Annotated in this window: 19 protein-coding genes; 13 read left to right on the forward strand and 6 right to left on the reverse strand. The window is 69.6% G+C overall.

The window, feature by feature from the left end; genetic code table 11:
- Positions 1–107 precede the first annotated feature (107 nt).
- The 4 genes from WDJ58_RS05320 to WDJ58_RS05335 all read left to right on the forward strand — a co-directional run bounded on the left by WDJ58_RS05320 (position 108) and on the right by WDJ58_RS05335 (position 4,740).
- Positions 108–1,877 (forward strand): histidine kinase N-terminal 7TM domain-containing protein, encoded by a 1,770-nt coding sequence (locus WDJ58_RS05320; protein ID WP_338916598.1) that lies wholly within the window; start codon positions 108–110, stop codon positions 1,875–1,877.
- A gap of 314 nt (positions 1,878–2,191) precedes the next feature.
- Complete coding sequence (locus WDJ58_RS05325; RefSeq protein WP_338916599.1) at positions 2,192–2,878, forward strand: GNAT family N-acetyltransferase; 687 nt, start codon at positions 2,192–2,194, stop codon at positions 2,876–2,878.
- Between the two features lie 130 nt (positions 2,879–3,008).
- Positions 3,009–4,037, forward strand: a complete 1,029-nt coding sequence (locus WDJ58_RS05330; RefSeq protein ID WP_338916600.1) for a nucleoside recognition protein — start codon at positions 3,009–3,011, stop codon at positions 4,035–4,037.
- Between the two features lie 274 nt (positions 4,038–4,311).
- Positions 4,312–4,740 carry a DUF7539 family protein gene (locus tag WDJ58_RS05335; RefSeq protein WP_338916601.1) on the forward strand — a complete coding sequence of 143 codons (429 nt, stop codon included), beginning with the start codon at positions 4,312–4,314 and terminating at the stop codon, positions 4,738–4,740.
- A gap of 219 nt (positions 4,741–4,959) precedes the next feature.
- Here the strand turns inward: WDJ58_RS05335 and WDJ58_RS05340 are convergent, their stop codons facing one another.
- Entirely contained in the window at positions 4,960–6,177 is a 1,218-nt protein-coding gene (locus WDJ58_RS05340) for a CBS domain-containing protein (protein ID WP_338916602.1), read from the reverse strand.
- Between the two features lie 330 nt (positions 6,178–6,507).
- Between WDJ58_RS05340 and hemC the strand changes: the two genes are divergently transcribed.
- From hemC to WDJ58_RS05355, 3 genes are all read left to right on the forward strand, one after another.
- A complete protein-coding gene (gene hemC / locus WDJ58_RS05345; RefSeq protein WP_338916603.1) occupies positions 6,508–7,647 on the forward strand; it encodes a hydroxymethylbilane synthase in 1,140 nt (379 codons plus the stop codon).
- Positions 7,644–8,438 carry a uroporphyrinogen-III C-methyltransferase gene (gene cobA, locus WDJ58_RS05350; protein ID WP_338916604.1) on the forward strand — a complete coding sequence of 265 codons (795 nt, stop codon included), beginning with the start codon at positions 7,644–7,646 and terminating at the stop codon, positions 8,436–8,438. The genes hemC and cobA overlap by 4 nt, the downstream gene beginning before the upstream one ends.
- 63 nt (positions 8,439–8,501) lie before the next feature.
- Entirely contained in the window at positions 8,502–9,239 is a 738-nt protein-coding gene (locus tag WDJ58_RS05355) for a uroporphyrinogen-III synthase (protein ID WP_338916605.1), read from the forward strand.
- A 249-nt stretch (positions 9,240–9,488) separates the two neighbouring features.
- On the opposite strand, the gene WDJ58_RS05360 is transcribed toward WDJ58_RS05355, so the two are convergent.
- Entirely contained in the window at positions 9,489–9,923 is a 435-nt protein-coding gene (locus tag WDJ58_RS05360) for a Rieske (2Fe-2S) protein (protein ID WP_338916606.1), read from the reverse strand.
- A gap of 745 nt (positions 9,924–10,668) precedes the next feature.
- Between WDJ58_RS05360 and WDJ58_RS05365 the strand changes: the two genes are divergently transcribed.
- Positions 10,669–12,099: a DHH family phosphoesterase gene (locus WDJ58_RS05365; RefSeq protein ID WP_338916607.1), complete on the forward strand. Its 1,431-nt coding sequence runs from the start codon at positions 10,669–10,671 to the stop codon at positions 12,097–12,099.
- On the forward strand, positions 12,096–12,425 hold the full coding sequence (locus WDJ58_RS05370) for a hypothetical protein (RefSeq protein ID WP_338916608.1): 330 nt from the start codon (positions 12,096–12,098) through the stop codon (positions 12,423–12,425). The genes WDJ58_RS05365 and WDJ58_RS05370 overlap by 4 nt, the downstream gene beginning before the upstream one ends.
- Before the next feature lie 221 nt (positions 12,426–12,646).
- Here WDJ58_RS05370 and WDJ58_RS05375 read toward each other — a convergent pair whose 3' ends face one another.
- The 4 genes from WDJ58_RS05375 to WDJ58_RS05390 are packed head-to-tail and all read right to left on the reverse strand — an operon-like array spanning position 12,647 to position 16,947.
- Entirely contained in the window at positions 12,647–13,561 is a 915-nt protein-coding gene (locus WDJ58_RS05375) for an ABC transporter ATP-binding protein (protein ID WP_338916609.1), read from the reverse strand.
- The gene (locus WDJ58_RS05380; RefSeq protein ID WP_338916610.1) at positions 13,561–14,721 is read right to left on the reverse strand and encodes a FecCD family ABC transporter permease; all 1,161 of its coding nucleotides are present in this window, start codon (positions 14,719–14,721) and stop codon (positions 13,561–13,563) included. Before WDJ58_RS05380 ends, WDJ58_RS05375 begins: the two co-directional genes overlap by 1 nt.
- Entirely contained in the window at positions 14,718–15,722 is a 1,005-nt protein-coding gene (locus tag WDJ58_RS05385) for an NAD(P)/FAD-dependent oxidoreductase (protein ID WP_338916611.1), read from the reverse strand. Before WDJ58_RS05385 ends, WDJ58_RS05380 begins: the two co-directional genes overlap by 4 nt.
- A 1-nt stretch (position 15,723) precedes the next feature.
- Positions 15,724–16,947 carry an ABC transporter substrate-binding protein gene (locus WDJ58_RS05390; RefSeq protein ID WP_338916612.1) on the reverse strand — a complete coding sequence of 408 codons (1,224 nt, stop codon included), beginning with the start codon at positions 16,945–16,947 and terminating at the stop codon, positions 15,724–15,726.
- Between the two features lie 938 nt (positions 16,948–17,885).
- Here WDJ58_RS05390 and WDJ58_RS05395 point away from each other — a divergent pair.
- The 4 genes from WDJ58_RS05395 to WDJ58_RS05410 all read left to right on the forward strand — a co-directional run bounded on the left by WDJ58_RS05395 (position 17,886) and on the right by WDJ58_RS05410 (position 20,527).
- On the forward strand, positions 17,886–18,707 hold the full coding sequence (locus tag WDJ58_RS05395; RefSeq protein ID WP_338916613.1) for an aminoglycoside N(3)-acetyltransferase: 822 nt from the start codon (positions 17,886–17,888) through the stop codon (positions 18,705–18,707).
- 116 nt (positions 18,708–18,823) lie between these two features.
- On the forward strand, positions 18,824–19,669 hold the full coding sequence (locus tag WDJ58_RS05400; protein ID WP_338916614.1) for a hypothetical protein: 846 nt from the start codon (positions 18,824–18,826) through the stop codon (positions 19,667–19,669).
- A gap of 80 nt (positions 19,670–19,749) precedes the next feature.
- Positions 19,750–20,142, forward strand: a complete 393-nt coding sequence (locus tag WDJ58_RS05405; protein WP_338916615.1) for a DUF5783 family protein — start codon at positions 19,750–19,752, stop codon at positions 20,140–20,142.
- A gap of 25 nt (positions 20,143–20,167) precedes the next feature.
- The gene (locus tag WDJ58_RS05410; RefSeq protein ID WP_338916616.1) at positions 20,168–20,527 is read left to right on the forward strand and encodes a NifU family protein; all 360 of its coding nucleotides are present in this window, start codon (positions 20,168–20,170) and stop codon (positions 20,525–20,527) included.
- Positions 20,528–20,574 lie beyond the last annotated feature (47 nt).

Here is a 20,574-nt window from a genome sequence, read left to right on the forward strand (position 1 = left end):
AGTCCGCTCTCCCCGGCCCATCCGTCCCGGGGGGCTCCGGTGGCCGTCGGCTTCGACGTTCGATTTCGTTACCCCGTTCATTAGGCGGCCTGTCGTACCCCTCCGGCGTGCACACCGAGCAGCTCACCTACGCGCTCCCCCTCCTCGCGTCGGGTGTGGTGAGCCTCGGTCTCGCCGTCTGGGTCCCCCGTCGGTACGACGCGCGGGGGATCCGTTCGTTCGCCTACGTCTTCGCCCTCGTCGGACTGCTCGGCGTCGTCAGTGCCACCCACGTCCTGTTCGCCGGGTCGAGGGCGGTCGTCGAGGCGGCGGCGGCGGTCGAGCTGGCGCTGGTGGCCGCGGTGGCCGCCCTCTGGCTCGTCTTCGCCACCGAGTACGCCAACCGGTCCGTCCTCGATCGGCCGGTCCCGCGGGCCGTGCTGGCCGCGTTCGTCGCGACCGCGGTCGTCCTCCCGGCGACGAACCCGGTCCACGGGTTCGTCTTCCGGGCGTTCGTGTTCTCGCCCGACCCGTTCCCCCACTACGAGGTGGTGAAGGGACCGGGACACTACCTGATCGCGACCCTGGCGTACGTCCCAGTGCTCGCCGGGGCCGGGGTGCTCGTGCGGCTGCTCCGGTCGACCCGGTTCCTCTCGCGGGCCGTCGGCGCGCTCCTCGTCGGCGTGGCCGCCCTCGCGGGTGCCAACGCGCTCCCCTACGTCGTCGATCTCCCCCTTCGGTACAACCCGATGTACATGTCCCTGGGTGGGGTGGTGTTCAGCGTCGGCGTCGCCTCGGCCATCCACTTCAACCTCTTCTCGGTGACGCCCGTCGCCCGCCAGCACGTCGTCTCGGCCATCCGCGACCCCATCGTGACGCTCGACAAGAACCGCCGTATCGTGGACATGAACCCCGCGTTCGTCGAGGCGTTCACCGACGACGGCTCGGCGTGTGAGATCGCCCACGAGCCGTTCGAGGTCGCCGTGCCCGATCTCGCGACGTCGATTTCGCTCGACGACCCCGACCGGCAGACCGTCCGCGTCGGAGCCCCGGACGGCCGCGAGACGAGTCACTACACGGTCTCGGCCTCCCCGATCCTGTCGGGGCCGCACCTCATCGGCCACACGCTGGTCTTCCGCGACGTGACCGACGTGGTCGAGTCCCGCCGGGAGCTCGACCGGCAGAACGAGCAGCTCGACGAGTTCGCCGTCTCGGCCGCACACAACCTCCGGAACCCACTTGGGGCCATCTCCGGCTTTCTCGACGTGCTCGACTCGCACCTCCGGACCGCCGGGGTCGGCGACTCCCGCTACGATGCCGACCTCGTCGAGCGGTGTCTCACCCGCCTCGACACCGAGGCCGACCGGATGGACGACATCATCGCCGACTTCCTCCGCGTGATGCGCGAGGGCAAGACGGTCCAGAGCGTCGAGCCGGTGGATCTGGTCTCGGCGGCGCGGTCGGCCATCGACGCCGTCGGCTACGACCGCATCTCGCTCGTCGTCGAGCGCCCCGGGTACGTATGGGCCGAACCCTCGCGGCTCGAACTCCTCATGCGAACCGTCCTCCGATCCGCGTCGGACCGCGCCGGCGGGCCCGTCACCGTCCGGATCACCGTCACCGACGAGGGATTCGTCGTCGAGGACGACGCCGGCGAACTCCCGCTCGAGGACTGCGAGATGCTGCTCGAACACGGCCGGATGAGCGCCTACGACGTCACGGGACTCGGGCTGACCGTCGCCCGGACGCTGGCCGGGGTCCACCGCTGGGAGGTCGCCGCCACCCCCGGCGAGGCCGGTCTACGCTTCACCGTCACGGACGCGGAGACGCTCGTCGAGGGCGACCGTTCCTCCACCGCTAGTGACTCGGTGACCCCGGGACTCGATCGCGACGACTGATACCCTCGGAGCGGATCCGGGGGGACACTCGTTCCCTGGGTGGGGTCTCTTCGAATGGTTCACGGCAGACGGTGAGCGATCCCCCGATCCGGGGTCGCCGTCGGTCCGACGTCGCCCGCTTCGTCGTGTCGGCCGGTGGATCGATACGACAGCATAACTCTTCGTACCTTTACGAAATCTGAGTGCTGGCTCTATTCTGGATTCTATGCTCTGAGTGCCCGTGGGGGCCTAATAGGGGCCATAAAATTATCGCGTCACTAAATAATGTCAACAGCCAAATAATATATGTTCCGGTCAGTTCAATCGCTGAGCGCATGACCCGCGTCGACACGCAGCTCGTCGAACTGAGCGCCGAGACGACGAGTCCGGTCTACATCACCGGTCCCGACTACTTCGTCCCGTACGTCCGCGACCCCGCGAAGCACCTGTTCGTCCACCGCGAGGCGGCCGACGGCGTGCCCGGCGTGGTCGAACTGACCGAGGTCGGTGAGCTCGGCCGGACCGACTGGACGGTCGACGGGTTCACCCTGACCGGCGAGTTCGAGTACGAGGAGTTCGAGGGGGAGGTCTCCGTCCCGGTCGAGCGCGTGCTGGCCGAGACGCCGCTCACCCGCGAGGACTTCCCGCTCTCGTTCTTCAAGGTGGTCGCCGTCGACCCCGACCAGCGCTCGCGCGGGATCGGGACCCAGCTCACCGCCAAGGCGATCGCTCCACTGTTCGAGTCACCCCCAGTAGTTGCCTTCATCTGGCTCCGGGACAACCCCGCGAACCAGCGGCTGGCCGAGTACTACGCCAGCGGCCAGGTCGCCACCTTCGAGGACTACTTCGACGAGGACTGGGACTGTCCGGACTGTGGCTACGAGAACAACTGCACCTGTGACGTGATGGTGTACGGCTGGTTCGGCGACGAGCGCGACCGGGCGGTCGCCGCCTCCAACGCCGGGGCGGACGTCGAGGCCGAGACCGAAACCGAGGGCGGGGCCGGCGTCGCCTCGCACTGATCCGATCGGGTCGGCCCGCCGCTACGCTACCCCACCGAACCGTCCGCGCCGGCGAGTCGTCCCGGAGCATCCGGGGACTCGGAGTACCGCGAGCGAAACACACCTATTCGAGCGGACTCCTCGATACGGTATGGCGTCTCCCGCTCCCGCCCTGCCCGCGCTGCTGTGGGAGGTGCTCCTGCGCGTGGGGAAGATCACGCTGTTCATCGCGGTCGGGGTGAGCTTCGCGAACCTGCTCGTCGCGTTCGGCCTCGTCGAGCGTATCGCCGTCCTCTCGCGCTACCTCACCCGCCCGGCGAACCTCCCCGAGGAGGTGGGTTCGGCCATCCTCACCACTGCCGCCTCCACGACGGCCGGCTACGGGATGCTCGCCGAGTTCCGGGAGTCCGGCGTGCTCGACGACCGCGCGACGCTCGTCGCGGTGACGATAAACACGTTCTTCGGGTTCGTCCAGCACATCTTCACGTTCTACGCGCCCGTGCTGATCCCGATACTCGGCCTCGAGGTGGGGCTGGCGTACGTCGGCGCGCGCGCCGGGGTGTCGCTGGCGATCACGCTCACCGGGCTCCTCGCCGGGGCGGTGCTCCTCTCCGACCGGAACGTCGACCGCGGGGCCGCTCCGACGACCGAAACCGACGGCGGCGCTCGGGCCGACGACGGCGCTACGCCCGAGCCGGCCGGCCGCGACGACGGGACGGCCCGCGAGAAACTCCGGGAGTCCGTCGAGAAGGGCCTCGCCAAGACCCGCGAGATCGTCCCCCGACTCGTCGTGATCTACGTCGCCGTGACGCTCCTCACCACCTACTACGACCTGACCGAGGTCACCGCCGCGGCCGACCCGCTGGCCGAACTGACGGGCCTCCCCGCGGCGGCGGTGCCCGTGATCGCCGTCTACACGCTCGATACGACCAACGGCTCGCTCGTCCTCGCCCCGCTGGTCGAACAGGGGGTGTTCACTACCCGTACGGCCGTGGCGACGATGCTCATCGGGGGGATCGTCTCGTTCGCCGTCTCGACGTTCAAACGCTCGATCCCCTTCCAGTACGGCATCTGGGGGGCGGAGTTCGGATCGAAGGTCGTAGCCGTAAACACGGCGCTGAAGGTGGTCTGGATCGCGGCGTTCGTGGCGCTCGTGCTGTACGCCCCGTGGCCGCTGTAGGGGTTCGTGTACCGTTCTTCGTGCCCGTGCCCGTTGCCGCTCCGCCTTCCCACGTCGGCGACCCGCACCGACGCAGAGCAACTCCGTTCCGGTGTCCCTGTCCACGCCCGTATCCCCGGCTAGTCACGCGACCGGCCCGAGAGCGTCCCCGACCGGACGCCGGGACGGCACGGTGAGGGGGACGACGTCGTAGCGGTCCGGGTCGCGTGGCTGCCGTCCTCGTAGACCACGGTGCCGTGCGAACGTTGATTGGTCCGGCCCCCCTCGTGGACGCATGGACGAACTTTCCGACGAACGACAGCTCGTGGTACGGGCGCAGTCACACCTGGAGGAGTGGGTGAACGGGGCCCGGATGGAGGCGTACACGGAACTGTTCGAAGGTGCCGACCCGATCCTCACCGTCGAGGAACTGCGGCTACTCGACGCCCTCGACTCGGCACTGGAGCGACAGGGCGGCGACGGTGTCTGGGGGACCGATGAGTACGGGATCCACACGGCAGGCACCGCGGGCTCGGACAGTTCGATCGGCGTCGTCTGCGTGTACCATCCACAGATCACCAGGGACTCCGTCCTCCGGGGCGGGGACGGCCTCGACGACCAGACCGAAGAGCGGCTCAACGCGGCGCTCTGGAACTACAGCGAGCGCGTCGCGACGCTCGTCGGGGAGGAGCTCGACGAGTTCCTCGCCGGAACGCGGTCGTAGATCCCCGACCCCGTTCGAGAGGGTCCCGTCGTTCGTCGGTCCCGACACACGCTCGACGTCGCGATGCCGATCGAACATCGTGCACCGCTGATGGGGGACGCGGTTAGGGGTTCGTACGGTCGTGCGTGCTCGGTCTCGCTTCGGGGGTTCGCGCCACCTATCGCCGGTCTCGAAGCACCGACGCCCGAAGATCACCGACCGGTGGTTCGCAGGATCGTATCAGCCTCCGAGCCACCAGCCGTAGAGCTGTTCGCGCTCCCGGTCCTCGGTGGCCGAGCGCTTCTTCGACTGATCGTAGGTCTTCCCCTTGAGGAGCTGGCGCTCGACCGCGTTCGCGGCGAGACGGAGCGCGTGAGCGGCACCGTAGCCCTCCCCGTCGGCGGTGAAGTAGCCGCGGTCGGTGACCAGCCGAACCCGTGCCAGCACCAGCGGCACTCCCCGGTTTCGTTCCCTGTGCTCCTGTAGCTCGATACTGGCCTTGATGACGCTCATCTCGCCGTACTTCGAGGTCACGTCCTCGATCAGCGCCGAGACGTCGTCGTAGTCCATCCCCTCCAGCAGGTCGAGGCCGAACACCTGCACGGCGTTCCGGTCGTCGCGCTCCCAGGTGAGCGCCTCGATGACGTCGGTCTTCGTGACGATACCCACCGGCTCGTCCGTCCCGTCCGCCGTGACGACGAGCGAGGACAGCTCCCGCTCGAACATCGTCCCGACGACCTCGTCGAGCGGTGCACTCCGTCGGACCGTCACGACCGTGTCGGACATCAGGTTCCGAACCGGCAGATCGAGCATCCGATCGGAGTCCCCCTCGCGGGCACCGCCACCACCGCGTCCGCCCCGTCCGCCACCACCGTGGCCAGCGTCGCCGGCCGATCCACCCTGGCTCCTGCTGCCGCTCCGGGTCGTGAACTCGATGACGTCGTAGAGGCTCACCATCCCCACGAGGTCGCCGTCGTCGACGACCGGGAGGTGTGCGATGCGCCCCTCCCGGAGCGTGTTGAGTGCCTTCCCGACCGTGGTTTCGGGGGCCACGCTGATCAGGTCCGTCGTGTACGCGTCGTCGACGGTCACGGCGTCGAGGAACGGACGGACGGCCCCGAGGACTGCGTCCGCGGTAACCACGCCCGCGACACGGTCGTCGGCGTCGAGAACGGGGAGCGTTTTGGCGTCACTGCCGAGCATGAGCCGCGCGACCTCGCGGACGTCCTCGGTGCGGTCGACGGTCGGGACGTGCTGTGCCTGCGAGCCGACCTTCGCCGAGGGCTGGTTTGAAGAGGACGCCAACTGTCGACGGCTGACGACGCCCCGATACTCGTCGCCGTCCGTTACGACGACGGCGTCGAGTTCCTGGTTCTCGAACGCCCCGGCGACCTTCGAGAGCGGTGTGCCGACGTCGAATTCGGTGAACTTCGGCGAGAGGATCTCTGAGATATCCATGGGTAGTCCTCTACCGGGAGGGGCTCTGGACGGTTATGGCTGTTCCACGTCCCCCCGCCCAGTGGCCGCTGTTCCGGTCGGTGGCGCGTCGACTCGCGGCCGGCCGTAGATCGAGAGCCGGGGCCGCGATATCAACCCACCACGCCGGGGAGACGTCGCATCCCGGGCCAGTGGCGGCCATCCAATCTGACCGTGCCCGTCGGACGTCCGGGCCGTTTTCGTATAGCACGTCGCGGTTTACGGTCCCTCGTCTCGGATCCGAACGTCCTGCTCGGAGCCGCCCGCCCGCGACCCGAAGCGCCCTTCTACCGTCGTCGCCGACCCCATCCCATGAGAGAATCCCGGACCCTCCGCCTCGCGACGCGGGGGTCGGACCTCGCGTTACGCCAGGCGTCGGCGGTCGAGGACCGGCTCGCCGACCGCCGGACGGAGGTCGAACTCGTCGCCGTCGAGACCCACGGCGATCAGCTCCGCGAGGAGCTCATTCACCGGCTCGGCAAGACGGGTGCGTTCGTCCGCGCGGTCGACGAGCGCGTCCTCGACGGTGACTGTGACGCCGCCGTCCACTCGATGAAGGACGTCCCGACGGAGTTTCCCGACGAACTGGTGGTCGCGGGCGTCCCGAAGCGAGCGCCGCCCCACGATGTACTCATCACGCCCGACGGCGGGTCGATCGCGGACCTTCCCGAGGGGGCGGTCGTCGGGACGTCGAGCCTCAGGCGGACGGCCCAGTTGCTGGCCGAGCGTCCTGATATCGAGGTCGAATCCCTCCGCGGGAACGTCGACACCCGCATCGAGAAGCTCCTCGCGCCCTCGCGCCAGCGCGAGCACGAGCGGCGCATGGAAGCCGAGGAGTCGGGCGAGGAGGGCGAGAGCGACGAGGCGTTCGACCGGACCGTCGAGGAGTGGTTCGACGACCTGACCGAGATCGAGCGCCGGGCGCTCGGCCGCGATTGGACTACCGAGTACGACGCCATCGTGCTCGCCGAGGCGGGACTGGAGCGGATCGGCCTCCTCCCGCACGTCGCCTACGAGCGGCTCCCCGTCTCGCGGTTCGTCCCCGCACCCGGTCAGGGCGCGCTGGCGGTCACCGCCCTCGACGGCGAGTTCGCCGCACACGTCCACGAACGGGTGAACCACCCGCGGACGCGCGTCGAGACGACCGCCGAGCGCACGATACTCGAGACGCTCGGCGGGGGGTGCGTCGCCCCGGTCGGCATTCACGCGACGATGCGGGGCGAGTTCGTCCACGCGACCGTCCGCGTGCTCTCGCGGGACGGCACCGAGGAGGTGAGCGCGAGCCGCGACCTCCCGGTCGGCGACCACGCCGAGGCCGCCCGGACGTTCGCCGAGGTCCTCGCCGAACGCGGCGCTGACGACCTCATCGAGGCCGCGCGCGTCCACGACGAGGAGGAACGGGAGGCGAAGCGAGCGGACGAGGGGGAGGACGAGCAGGAGGCTCCACGATGAGCGGGGTGGACACGGCTGACGGCGAACCCGGGGGCGTCGTCTACCTCGTCGGGAGCGGCCCCGGCGACCCCGACCTCATGACGGTGAAGGCCCGACGCCTCGTCGACGAGGCCGACGTCGTCCTCCACGACAAGCTCCCCGGCCCGGAGATCCTCGATCTGATCCCCGAGGAGCGTCGCGAGGACGTCGGCAAGCGGGCCGGCGGGGAGTGGACGCCACAGGAGTACACGAACCGCCGGATGGTCGAACTCGCCCGCGAGGGAAAGCGGATCGTCCGGCTGAAGGGCGGCGACCCGTTCGTCTTCGGCCGCGGCGGCGAGGAGATGGAGCACCTCGCCGAACACGAGGTGGCGTTCGAGGTCGTCCCCGGGCTCTCCTCGGCGGTCGCTGGCCCCGGCGTCGCGGGTATCCCGCTCACCCACCGCGATTTCGCCTCGAGTGTCTCCTTCGTCACCGGGCACGAGGACCCCACGAAGGAGGAGTCGGCGGTCGACTGGGAGGCGCTCGCGGCGACGGGCGGAACGCTCGTCGTCCTGATGGGCGTCGGCAAACTCCCGGAGTACGTCGCCGCGCTCCGGGGAGGCGGGATGGCCCCCGAGACTCCGGTGGCGATGGTCGAGCGGGCGACCTGGCCCGACCAGCGGGTCGTCACGGGAACCCTCGACACCATCGTCGACCTCCGCGACCGGGAGGGGATCGAACCGCCCGCGATCACCGTGATCGGGGAGGTCGCGGCCACGAGAGAGCGTGTGAAGGCGTTCCTCCGCGAGGGAGGTGACGAGGATGGGTAAACCACATGTCGCGATAGGGAATCCTCGGCGATCGTCGTCGACGGACACCCGGGGGGCGGGCCGATGACGTCCGCACCCGTGATCGCGGTCTTCCGACCCGACGACGACCGCCTCCGTGACGCCGTCGCGCTGCTCGAATCGCTCGAGTGCGAGGCGGTCGCCGACGCGATGCTCGCCGTCGAACCCACGGACGAACACCCGCGAACGGACGCCGAGTTCACGGTCCTCACGAGCAAGACCGGCGTCGAACTCGTCGACGAGTCCGACTGGGTTCCGACCGGTGAGCTGTGTGCTATCGGCTCCTCGACCGCCGAGGCGTTCCGCGAGCACGGCTACGGGGTCGACCGGGTTCCCGAGACCTACTCCTCGGCGGGGCTGGTCGAGGAGCTACGCGACGCGGTCGAGGGCGTACGGGTCGAGATCGCCCGGTCGGACCACGGGAGCGACGTACTCCTCGAAGGACTCAACGACATCGGGGCGTACGTCCACGAGACCGTCCTCTACCGGCTCGTCCGCCCCGCCGAGGCGGGGGAGAGCTGCGAGCGCGCCGCCCGGGGCGACCTCGATGGGGCGCTGTTCTCCTCCTCGCTCACCGTCGAACACTTCGTCGGGGCCGCCGCCGACCGCGGGATACGGGAGGCGGCGATCGCGGGGCTGGACGACGCCGTCGTCGGTGCCATCGGCCGACCGACCGCGGACCGGGCCGCCGACCTGGGCATCGAGGTCGACGTCGTTCCCGACACCGCCGACTTCGAGACGCTCGCCCGCGAGGTCGTCACCCGGATACGCGAGCGGGAGTGAGACTGTCGTCGGTCTCTCCGGTCCGCCTGCCATCCTGTTCTCCTCCTGACCGTATCGGGTCCCTTGGCGCTCCGCGCCCACCGCTCTCTCGGCCCACCGAGCGTTCGAGCGCCGCTGTCGCCCGTCGCCCGGTCCCGACTGCGACCGAGCGGACACGGTTTCGTATCGTCGTCATCGGTTTACGGCTCCGGACGCCGGACGGGTGTGGCGACCGCCGAGAGGCTGGCGCGACCGACCGGGCGAACGGCCTCAGAACGACAGGTGTGAGGACGAGCTCGGCATGTCGTCGTCATCGTCCTCGATCCCGCCGTCGTGGCGGTAGGTCAGGCCGTCGTCGGTCAGGTAAACCCCCCCGTCCTCGACCTCGACATCGACCTCGACGAGCGTCGATCCGGCGGCCTTCCCGTTGTCGCAGTAGCCCGAACAGGAGTCGAACACCGAGCCGTGCTTCGGGCAGACGACGCCGCCGTCTCGCATCACCGCGCCGTTCCCGACCCCGCGGTCGAGGCGCTGGTCGGTCTCGTGCTGACAGAAGTTCTTCCACGCCTGTATCGGCCCCTCCTCGTCCTCACAGCACACCAGGATGACCTCCTCCTCGTTCCCCCCTCGTTCCCTGACGGTGAACAGGTACGACCCCGTCTCGGGCACGTCGCTCACGTCGGCCACTCGCGTCCGCACGGTCATTACCGAACCCTGGGGCGCTGGGCTTGAAACTTCCACGCTCGTCGAGGCCGGTCGAGTCCCGACCGGACCGGGTTACCCGGGCGTGAACGCGCCGGGGTCGGACGTCGCGCTGATGACCCGTGAGAACTCGCCCGTCTCGTACGTCGTTCCGCCGAGGACGCGGCCCCGATCGGGTCCGGGCGGTGCCGGGTGGTAGAGGGTAGTCCCGGCTCCGTCGTCCCCGGGTCGCTCGCCGACGCCCGTGACACGGAACGCGAACAGGTGGGGGGTCGTCGCGGTTGTCGAATCGGAGGCTCCCGGCGGGGGCGTCCCCGCCTGGGGACGCAGAGCAGCCGGCGAGGCCGCCGACGGCCGCCGTCCCCGGGGCGGCGAGGACCGCGCGTCGGTTCGTGGAGGGCACGCCCGCGAACAGTGCGCTCGAACGAATACGCCTTGTCCGGTGGTCCCTCCCTCGCCGACGAGGGTTCGACTCCCGCACGCTCTCCGGTGCTCTCGGACTCCGTCTTCGAGAGCCCGGTCGACGTCCCCGGCGTTCACCGGAGTTCTACCGCCGTTCCAGGGTCGAGAACGGTGCTGAGGGTCCCGTTGACGGCCGGTCAGCCGTGACCGCCGTGACGCCGGATCGGGGGAGCGTAAACGGCCGGTCGCTATATCGAATCGTCGACCACCGACGGCTCCGTTTCGGCCGAGGTCCTCCCGTGGGGACACCGAGGGTTCAAATCCGAAGGCGCGCTATCTCGCCTCGATGGCCACCAGCGTCCCCGCCCCCGTTCCCGCGCTCGCCGACCGCGCCGAGCGGTGTGCCGACCGCCTGCGCGAGGCCGACCGCGTGCTCCTGGCCTCGCACATCGACGCCGACGGGCTGACGAGTGCGGGTGTCGCCGCCACCGCGCTCCGGCGGGCCGGGATCCCCTTCGAGACGGTGTTCAAGAAGCAGCTCGACGACCGCGAGGTGGCGAGCATCGCCGCACGCGAGTACGGCACCGTCCTCTTTACGGACTTCGGGAGCGGCCAGCTCGACGCCATCGCCGAGTACGAGCGCCGCGGGGCGTTCACCCCGGTCGTCGCCGATCACCACCAGCCGGCCGACGCCGAGACCGAGTTCCACCTCAACCCCCTGCTGGAGGGTATCGACGGTGCCTCCGAGCTCTCCGGAGCGGGCGCGGCCTACCTGCTCGCCCGGGCGCTGGAGGACGACGGGAACGGACGTGACAACCGCGATCTGGCGGCGCTCGCGGTCGTCGGCGCGGTCGGGGACATGCAGGCCTCGGGTGGGGAACTCCACGGCGCGAACGCGGCGCTCGTCGCCGACGGGGTCGATGCGGGGGTCCTCGAGGAGTCGACCGACCTCGCGGTCTACGGCAAGCAGACGCGACCGCTCCCCAAACTCCTGGAGTACGCCACCGACGTCTTCATCCCCGGCATCTCTAACAGCCAGCGCGGTTCGATCGAGTTCCTCTCCGAGCTCGACGTCGACTGCCGGGACGGCGAGGACTGGAAGCGGTGGGTCGACCTGAGCGACGCCGAGCGCCAACGGCTCGCGAGCGCCCTCCTGCAGCGGGCCGTCGAGCGGGGCGTCCCCTCGGGGAAGATCGACCGGCTCGTCGGGACGACCTACACCCTGCTGGCGGAGCCCGAGGGGACGGAGCTCCGCGACGCGAGCGAGTTCTCCACCCTGCTGAACGCCACCGCCCGGTACGAGCGAGCGGACGTCGGCCTCGCGGTCTGTCTCGGAAACCGGGGGTCGGGGCTCGACCGCGCGCGGGAACTCCTCCGTAACCACCGGCGTAACCTCTCCGAAGGCTTACAGTACGTCAAACGCGAGGGGGTCACCCGCGAGGAGCACCTCCAGTGGTTCGACGCGGGCGAGGAGATCCGGGAGACGATCGTCGGTATCGTCGCCGGGATGGCCTACGGGAGCGACGGCGTCGACCGCAGCGTCCCGATAATCGCCTTCGCCCGGAAGAACGACGAGGAGACGAAGGTCTCCGCCCGCGGGACGGGCACGCTCGTCCGGAAGGGGCTCGATCTCTCGGCGGTGATGGGCGAGGCGAGCGCGGCGGTGGGTGGCAAGGGTGGCGGCCACGACGTCGCCGCCGGCGCGACCGTTCCCGCCGGTTCCGAGGCCGAGTTCGTCGCCGAGGCCGACCGCATCGTCGGCGAACAGCTCGGATGAGCGAGGACGGCGAGCGTTCCCCGTGGGACCGGCTCGGCGACCCACGGGTCGCTCGGTTCGCCGGCCTCCTCATAGCCGGGTTCCTGCTGGTGGTCCTCGTCCTCGCGGACCGCCCGCTCGGGCTGCTCTACCCCGCCGCGCTGGTCGGTGCCGGACTGCTCCTCGCCCGCCGCGCGCGTGGCTCACCTGTCGCACTCGCCGGCTGTGCGGGGGTCGCGCTCGGGGGCGTCCTCGAGGTGGTCGCCGTCCTCGGGTTGGCGGGGACGGAGCTCGCCGCCGAGGCGCTCGCACTCGTCGGGTTCCTCGTCTTCCTCGTCGGGCGGTAGTTCGGTATCCCCGGACCGCCCTACCGCCGACCGACACCGGCTTACCGGACGGGCGAACGGTCCGTCGTCGCTTCCTCTCGCTTCGGTCCGTGAGGTCAGTCCCGCTCGTCGTCCGCGCTCGCGTTCACGAGCCTCCAGCGACGACGCTCGCGACACCCTCGCGGTCTCTCCCGGCTGTGTCCCCTTGGCCGGTCTCCGGAGTCACTACCGACTGGCCGCACTCACCCGTCCGGTACCGGACCCGAGTCACCACGGTCGTGGAGGGGCCGCAGCGGCGTGATACGGGGGCCGCGGTCGGTGGTCTCGACGGTGGCCTCGATCCCGAAGACCTCCGCGAGCAGCTCCTCGGTGACGACGTCCCCGGGGGGTCCACGCGCACGGATCGAGCCGTCCTTGAGCGCGACCACGCTGTCGGCGTAACGGGCCGCCTGGTCGATATCGTGGAGAACGAGGACGACCGTCACGTCGCTCTCGTCCCGGAGCGTCTCGACGATCCCCATCACCTCGAGCTGGTGGTGCAGGTCGAGGAACGTCGTCGGCTCGTCCAGGAGGAGCACGTCGGTCTCCTGGGCGAGCACCATCGCGATCCACACGAGCTGTTTCTGTCCCCCACTGAGGCTCCCGACCTCCCGCTCTCGCAGGTGCTCGATCCCCGCGAGTGAGATGGCCCGCTCGATGGCCTCCCGATCCTCGTCCCCAAGCCCGTCGAAGAACCCCCGGTGGGGGTAGCGCCCGTGCTCGACCAGCTTCTCGACGGTGAGGCTGTTCGGCGAGACGTTCTCCTGTGAGAGCAGCCCGAGCTTCCGGGCGAGCTCCTTCGTCCCGAGCCGGTGGACGTCCGCACCGTCGAGCAGGACCGTCCCGCCGTCGAGCGCGAGCTGGTCGGCGAGCGCCTTCAGGAGCGTGCTCTTGCCCGACCCGTTCGGACCGACGAGTGCCGTCACCTCGCCGGGGAGGACCCGGATGGATTCGCCGTCGATGACCGGTTCGCCCGTCGACGGGTAGCCGATGACGAGCTCCTCGCCGGCGAACTCGCTGGCCGACGTCCCGTCCCCGTCGGTCGAGCCCTCTATGTCGCTGCGTCCTTTCAGGGTCGATACCGCTCCGCCGTCGGTCCGTGGTTCTTCGTCACTCATCAGATCTCACCCATGTTCTGCTGTTTGCGCATCAGGTACAGGAAGTACGGTCCGCCGACCAGCCCGGTGACGATGCCGACCGGGATCTGGACGGGGTTGAGCGCGAGGCGCGCGCCGACGTCGGCCGCGACCATCAGCGCCGGTCCAGTGAACACACAGCCGATCACGAGCTTCCGGTAGTCGCTGCCGACCACGTTCCGGACCATGTGGGGGACGATCAGGCCGACGAACCCGACGATACCGGCGACGGCGATGCTCGCCGCGGCGGCGAGCACCGCGATCCCCGACAGCGCGAACCGGACCCGCTCGACGCTCATCCCGAGCGACTTCGCGGTGCTCTCGCCGAGCAGCAGCAGGTTGAGCTGTCGGGAACTGATCAGCGCGAGCCCCATGGCGAGCCCCGTCCAGGGCAGCGCCATCCGGACCTGCTCCCAGTCGGTCCCCGTGAGCGATCCGGTCGTCCACGCGATGGCCGACTGGACGACGCCGAGGTCGTCGGCGAAGAAGAACAGGCCCGTCTGGAGCGAGCCGAACACCGTCCCGACGATCACGCCCGCGAGGACGAGCCGTACCGGCGACGTGCCGTTCTTCCAGGCGATGGCGTAGACGATCAGGAACGCGACGACGCCGCCGAGCGAGGCGATGACCGGGAGGAGCGAGGAGACCCCGAGGGTGAGCGTACCGAAGACGAGCGGGACGACGAGCGTCATCCCCGAGAACACGACGAGGGTGAGCAGTATCATCAGCCCCGCGCCCGAGGAGACCCCGAGGATGAACGGGCTCGCCAGTTCGTTTCGAGTCACTGCCTGGAAGATCGCTCCCGAGACGGCGAGGTTCATCCCCACCAGGACCGCGACGAACACCCGAGGCAGTCGAATGTTCCAGACGATGAGGCTGCGCTTGTTCATCTCCGGGACCCCCGCGCCGAACAGGAACGCCTCCCAGGCCTGACGGTTGAACACGACCTCGGGGTCGAAGACGGCCTGCCAGGCCTCGACGATGCTCATCGAGAACGCGCCGAAGCTCACCTGGACGAGCCCGCCGGCGATCACGACGACCACGCTCCCGAGACAGAGGGTGAACAGCGAACCGTCGAACCAGCCCAGCCAGCGCTCCCGGCGGGTCGTCGCCCCGCCACCCGTGGCGGTCTCGCCGCTCACGGCCGGTCCCCCCCGTCCGGGCTCGCCGCCTGCCGGCCGGCCTCGATCTCGCGTGCCGCCGCCAGGATCCGTTCGTCGTCGACGTGTTCGAGCAGCCAGTCGTGTCCGCGCTCGGCCCGGCGGTCGATCTCGCCCCCGGGGAGGTAGCTGTCGAGCCGACGGTCGACCTCGCGCTCGCGCAGTTCGACGAGCCGCTCCCCGTCGAGGCCGTGGTCGTCGGGCAGGCGCTCGTCGAACCACTGCCGCCACCGGTCGCGGTCGGCCCACTCCCCGTCGAGTTCGGCCTCCCGGCGGACCCAGTCGTAGTAGTCCACGAGGGGTTCGGGGTAACCCCGCTCCCGTCGGACGGCCTCGACGACCGCCACGCCGACCCGTGCGCCCCGCCCGGCGGCCACGATCGCCTGGTGGTCGAACTCGGCGGGTGAGGCGACGAACAGTCCCTCGACCGGCGTCCCTCCCTCGGATCCGGCGTAGCCCGTATCGAGGTGTTCGTGGGTCTCGCCGTCGTGCTCGTTGGTCTCGAACATCGCCGTCTCGTCGTCGAGCCCGCGCAGGTACTCGCCGTCGTAGCGCGTGGCCGCGACGACTCGTCGGGCGGTGATCGGCTCGCCCTCCTGTGGCGTCACGACGAACCCGTCGCGGTCACCGGAGCTGCTTGCTCCGGCTGGCTCGGCGGACGCCGTCCGCCGAACGTCCTCGAATCGGTCGACCGACTCGACGAGGTCGTCCCGGAGCTCACAACCTGCCGCCTCCGCGTGGTCGTGCATCAGCCCGTAGAGCGTCTCGACGTCGATCCCGCCGGGGAACCCGAGGTAGTTCTCCAGGTGGGCGCACCGCCGGATCGAGGATCGTCCGCGGTCGAGGACCACCGTATCGAGGCCGTACCGGGCGGTGAACACGCCCGCCGAACAGCCCGCGGGACCGCCCCCGACGACGGCGACGTCGTACTCGTGCCGGCGGTCGCGGTCGGTCCCGACCTGCCCCCTCGCGGCGTCGTCCATGTCAGAGCTCCCCGGCGACGACGTCGGCCACCCGCTGGCGGTCGAACAGCTCCTCGTCGGCGTCGTAGAGCTGTCCGGCCGTGCGCTCGGTGAGTACGAGGTTCGTGATCGGTCCCTGGTACAACCCCCCCGCCCGGTAGACGTCGCCGTTCCGTACCGCGGTGAGTTCGCTCGCCGTCGCGTGGTTCCGGAGGAACTCGACCACCGTATTCCGGAACGTCTCCGCGGACTTTGACTCGTACCCACGGAGCATGAGCACCTCCGGGTCGACCTCCAGCAGGGTCTCGATGTCGATGGCCGCACGGCTCCCGTGGAAGTCCCTGATGTCCGTGCTGGCGAGCGTGTCGCGGACTCCGAGATCGCGCAGGTGCTTGAACCCGGTCCCCTCACCGATGATGTAGGGGTAGAACTTCTCGGGCCCATCGCCGACCCCCCAGAGGACGGCCACGGACGGGCGCTCGCCCTGGCCCGGGACGACCGGTGCGAGGTTCTGCTGGAACTCGTCGTGTATCGACTCGAACGCCGCGTAGCGCTCCCGGCGCTGGAACACGTGCGCGAGCTTCTCGAACCCCTCGTAGAGCGTGTAGTACCGGTAGTCCTCGTGCCAGGGGTAGTGCTGGGCGTAGATGCAGTTGCCGAAGAACGGGCCGACGTTCTCGTCGATCTCGTCGATGTCCGACTCCTTCCACCCGCCGAACCGGTTCATCAGGAAGTGCGGATCCATGACGTGGACGTCCCCGTCGAGTTCGTAGAACAGCTCCTTGCTCACCCCGTCCTGGTAGAGCGAGACCATGTCGCTCCTGTCCACGCTGACCCCCGGTATCGAGTCGTAGTACTGGGTGTGGTACCGGGAGGTGAGCCAGACGGCCTTCGGCGGTTCGAGGCCGAGCGCGACCCCCATGTCCGCCCAGCTTCCGTTGTTCGCCACCCACGTCTCGGGGACGGCATCGAAGGTGACCTCCCCCACCGGTGCCATCGACACCGTGTAGGGTTCGGACTCCGGCTCCGCGGTGGCCGTCCGGGTCTCCGTCACGGACTCCGCGGTGGCCGTACTCGTCTCGGCCTCGGACGGCGTCCCCGCGGCCGTCCCCGTGGGATCGGCCGTCGATCCCGAGTCGGTTCCCCCGGTACACCCCGCCAGGAGCCCACTGGTGACGACCGCCCCCCCGTACTTCAGGTAGGCTCGCCGTGTCGGTTCTCCCCCGTCGCCTGACTCTCTCCACATACGGTTTAGGCTTGCCTAACTATTCAAAGCGTTTTCGAATTTTAGGTGGGCCTAATTGGGCCCGCCGTCGAGCGCAGGCTTCGCCTGCCCGTCTAGCCGCTCCCCCACTCACCCCCTCGATTCCGTCGAACGTCTCTCTCGTCGGCGCCCGTGGCGTGTCGGGTGCTTGCCGAGTGAGGACGATCGTCGTCGGTTTCGTATCGTAGCATACGATTTACGAACGGGTGGGCCGCTCGGTACGGCGACGGTCGAGTCCTCCTCGGGGTCGGCGTTCGGACGCCCGATCCCGAGACGCCATCGCTCGCGTGTGCCCGGGCGGCACGCGAGTACAATCACCTGGGAGACAGAGGAGACACTTCCTGTCGCAGTCGTCGCGGACAGTAGATGCCGTGTCGTTGGAGCGATCCACTGTGCATCCGGCGGAGGAGACGAGGATCGATCGTCCGGATCAGGAGCGGGCGTTCTCGACCACGTAATACGGGGGCGACGGTAGGGGGTCTCAGGTGAGGTGATCCCTGACCCGTTGGGGTTCGGCATCCCTCCGTACTGTAGGACACGGCCGAGCGCTCGACGGGCTACTCGTGGGCCGGCCGACGCCGAATCCGAACGGAGCATCGCGTCTCCCCTGCAGGCCATCGGTGGCGGGTGAAGGAGCGGGACGGGGGATATTCGACTCGAAGCTACGGGCGCGGGTCTTCCAGAACGGCGGGCTGGCTCCGGGCTACCGGCGAGAGGGGCGATGCGGCATGCCGGGCGGACGCAACTGTGACGCCCTCTGCGGTGCCCTGAGCGGGATCCGGATCCCTCGATCCCCGCACTCGGTAAACCGGATACGGCGATAGCGAACCTCCCCTGTTTTCCGCGCCCGGCCGTCACGAGAGCAGAGAGCGGTAACAGACCCCCCGGTGACTTATTCGATCCGCCGACCTGGGTGGCGTATGACCGATACGCTCCCCGAGGAGCGCTCCCCGGAGCCGGTGACCGTCGACTCGATGGCGAGCGACCTCGTGGACCTCGGCGTCGAGCCGGGGGATACGCTCCTCGTCCACGGTTCGCTCTCCAGTCTGGGCTGGGTCTGTGGTGGCCCGCCGGCGGTCGTCGACGCCCTCCAGCGTGTGCTCACGGACGGTGGGACGCTCGTCATGCCGACCCACACTCCGGGTCACAGCGGGCCCTCCGAGTGGGAGAACCCGCCGGTCCCGGAGTCCTGGTACGAGTCGATACGGGAGTCGATGCCGCCCTTCCGTCCGGGGGTGACACCCACCCGGGGGATGGGTGCGGTCGCCGAGTGCTTCCGGTCGTACCCGGACGTTCGACGGAGCGAGCACCCCAATCTCTCGTTCGCCGCCCGGGGTCCCGACGCCGGGTTCGTCACGGACGGGCACGATCTCGACTCCCGTCTGGGTGAGAACTCGCCGCTCGCACGCGTGTACGACCTCGACGGGAGGGTTCTGTTCCTCGGAACCGACCACGGGACGAACACCTCCCTCCACCTCGCGGAGTATCGAACCGAGGGGGACCCGGGGCAGGTGGCGAAGGGTGCGCCGGTCCTCGTCGACGGCGAGCGGCGGTGGGTGACGTTCGAGGACATCCCTATCGACAGCGACGACTTCTCGGCGTGTGGCACGGCGTTCGAGGAGGAACGCCCGGAGGCCGTCAGGACGGGGACCGTCGGCGTCGGGTCGGCGAAGCTCCTCGAGATGCGACCAATGGTCGACTTCGCGGTCGGCTGGTTCGACGCGAACCGGGACTTCGACTGATCCCGCGGAGCGGGGTGCTCATCCCCGCCGCCCCGAACCCGATTCCGAACTCCCGGTCGTGAGTCAGGTGTCCGGTGGCGTGAAGCCTATACTCCCGGCGGTCCATCGTCTCGCCGATGTCGACGCTCCAGCGCTTCCGCCAGCCCGAGTACACCGGCGAGAACCGCTGTATCCCGTGTACGCTCGCCAACTCGGTCATCGCGGTCGTGCTCGGGGCGGCCCTGGCGGTCGTCTGGATGCCGCTCGGTGTCGCCGTCCTCGTCGCGTCGGCGCTCGCCATCTGGCTCCGCGGCTACCTCGTCCCGGGGACGCCCGAACTCACGAAGCGGTACTTCCCCGACTGGCTCCTCGCCTACTTCGACAAGGGACCCGCGCGGGCGAGCGGGCTCGACGCCGTCGAGTCCGGCCCCGACGATGGGACCGAGGAGTTCGACGCCGAGGCCTTCGACGCCGAGCGGGTCCTCCTCGATGGGGGGGTCGTCGAGCCCTGCGAGGACGTCGACGACCTCTGTCTCGACGGGGGGTTCGAGCGCGGGTGGTACGCCCGGATGGACGCCGTCCGCGACGACGAGACGGCCGCGCGCGAGGAGCTCGCCCGACAGCTCGACGTCGACCCCGAGGTCGTCGAGTTCGAGGAGTACGGCTCGGCGACCGTCGCCCGGATCGACGGGGTCCGCGCCGGCCAGTGGGAGTCCCACGCCGCGCTCGTCGCGGACCTGGCGGCCGCCCACGAGCTCCCGTCTCGCGTCGATGGGTGGGCGTCGCTCCCCACCGAAGCCCGGAGCCAGCTCCTCGGCGGCCTCCGTATCTTCCTGGAGGAGTGCCCGGAGTGCGGCGGTCCGGTGTTCGCCGAGCGCGAGACCGTCTCATCCTGCTGTCGCTCGCACGAGGTGGTCGCCGCCTCCTGTCGGGAGTGCGATGCCCGCCTGCTCGAACTCCCCTACGAGGACGTCGCGGCCTGACCTCCGCGTTCGACCCTCGGTTCGTGCTGTGGATCGCGGGAACCGGCCCACTTTTCCCTGCAAGCGTCGAATCGACGGGTATGAGCGAGAGCGAGCGAGGGGACACGACCGACGGCGGGTTCGACCCCGAGCGGTTCGAGGAGGAGAAGTACCGCGAGTACTTCACGACGCTCCAGCAGGCCTACAAGTCCGCGTTCGACCGGATGAACGACCGCTACGACTCGACGCTCGTCCACGCGGTCGACCAGCGCGTGCTCGCCGAGTCCGAGCCGTTCTACGAGGACGGCGGGTTCCGGATCGACGTTCCCGAGGAGCCCTCGCCGGCCGAGCGCGTCGAGGCCGCCGGCGTCGTCGTCGACGACTCGCGGCTCGCGGAGGTGCTCGAACGCTACCGCGAGGTGCTCGACGAGGAACTCCGTGCAAGGTTCGGGCTCTCCGAGGGCGGGTCGGACGCGACCGAGGAGAACACCTAAACACCCTCGCGCCCAAGCCCTCCCCATGAGCACCGAGACCCAGAGCGAGGACGACGACCTGCGCGAGCGCATCAGCAACTTCCTCCGCCGGAACTTCCCGCAGATCCAGATGCACGGCGGGAGCGCGGCCATCCAGAACATCGACCGCGAGGAGGGGTCGGTGACGGTGATGCTCGGCGGCGCTTGCTCGGGGTGTGGCATCTCCCCGATGACCATCCAGGCGATCAAGAGCCGCATGGTCCAGGAGATCCCCGAGATCGAGGTCGTCCACGCCGATACCGGCATGGGCGGCAACGAGGGGATGGCCGGCGGCAGCACGAGCCCCTCGTTCCCGGGCGAAGGCAGCGCCCCCGACGACGACGAGGGCCCGCAGGCTCCCTTCTGAGGTCACTCGACGCTCTCGCTTTTTCGTGTGTTCGATGGAGGAGTGAC

The sequence above is a fragment of the Salinirubellus litoreus genome (genome assembly GCF_037335815.1).
Taxonomy (GTDB): domain Archaea; phylum Halobacteriota; class Halobacteria; order Halobacteriales; family Haloarculaceae; genus Salinirubellus; species Salinirubellus litoreus.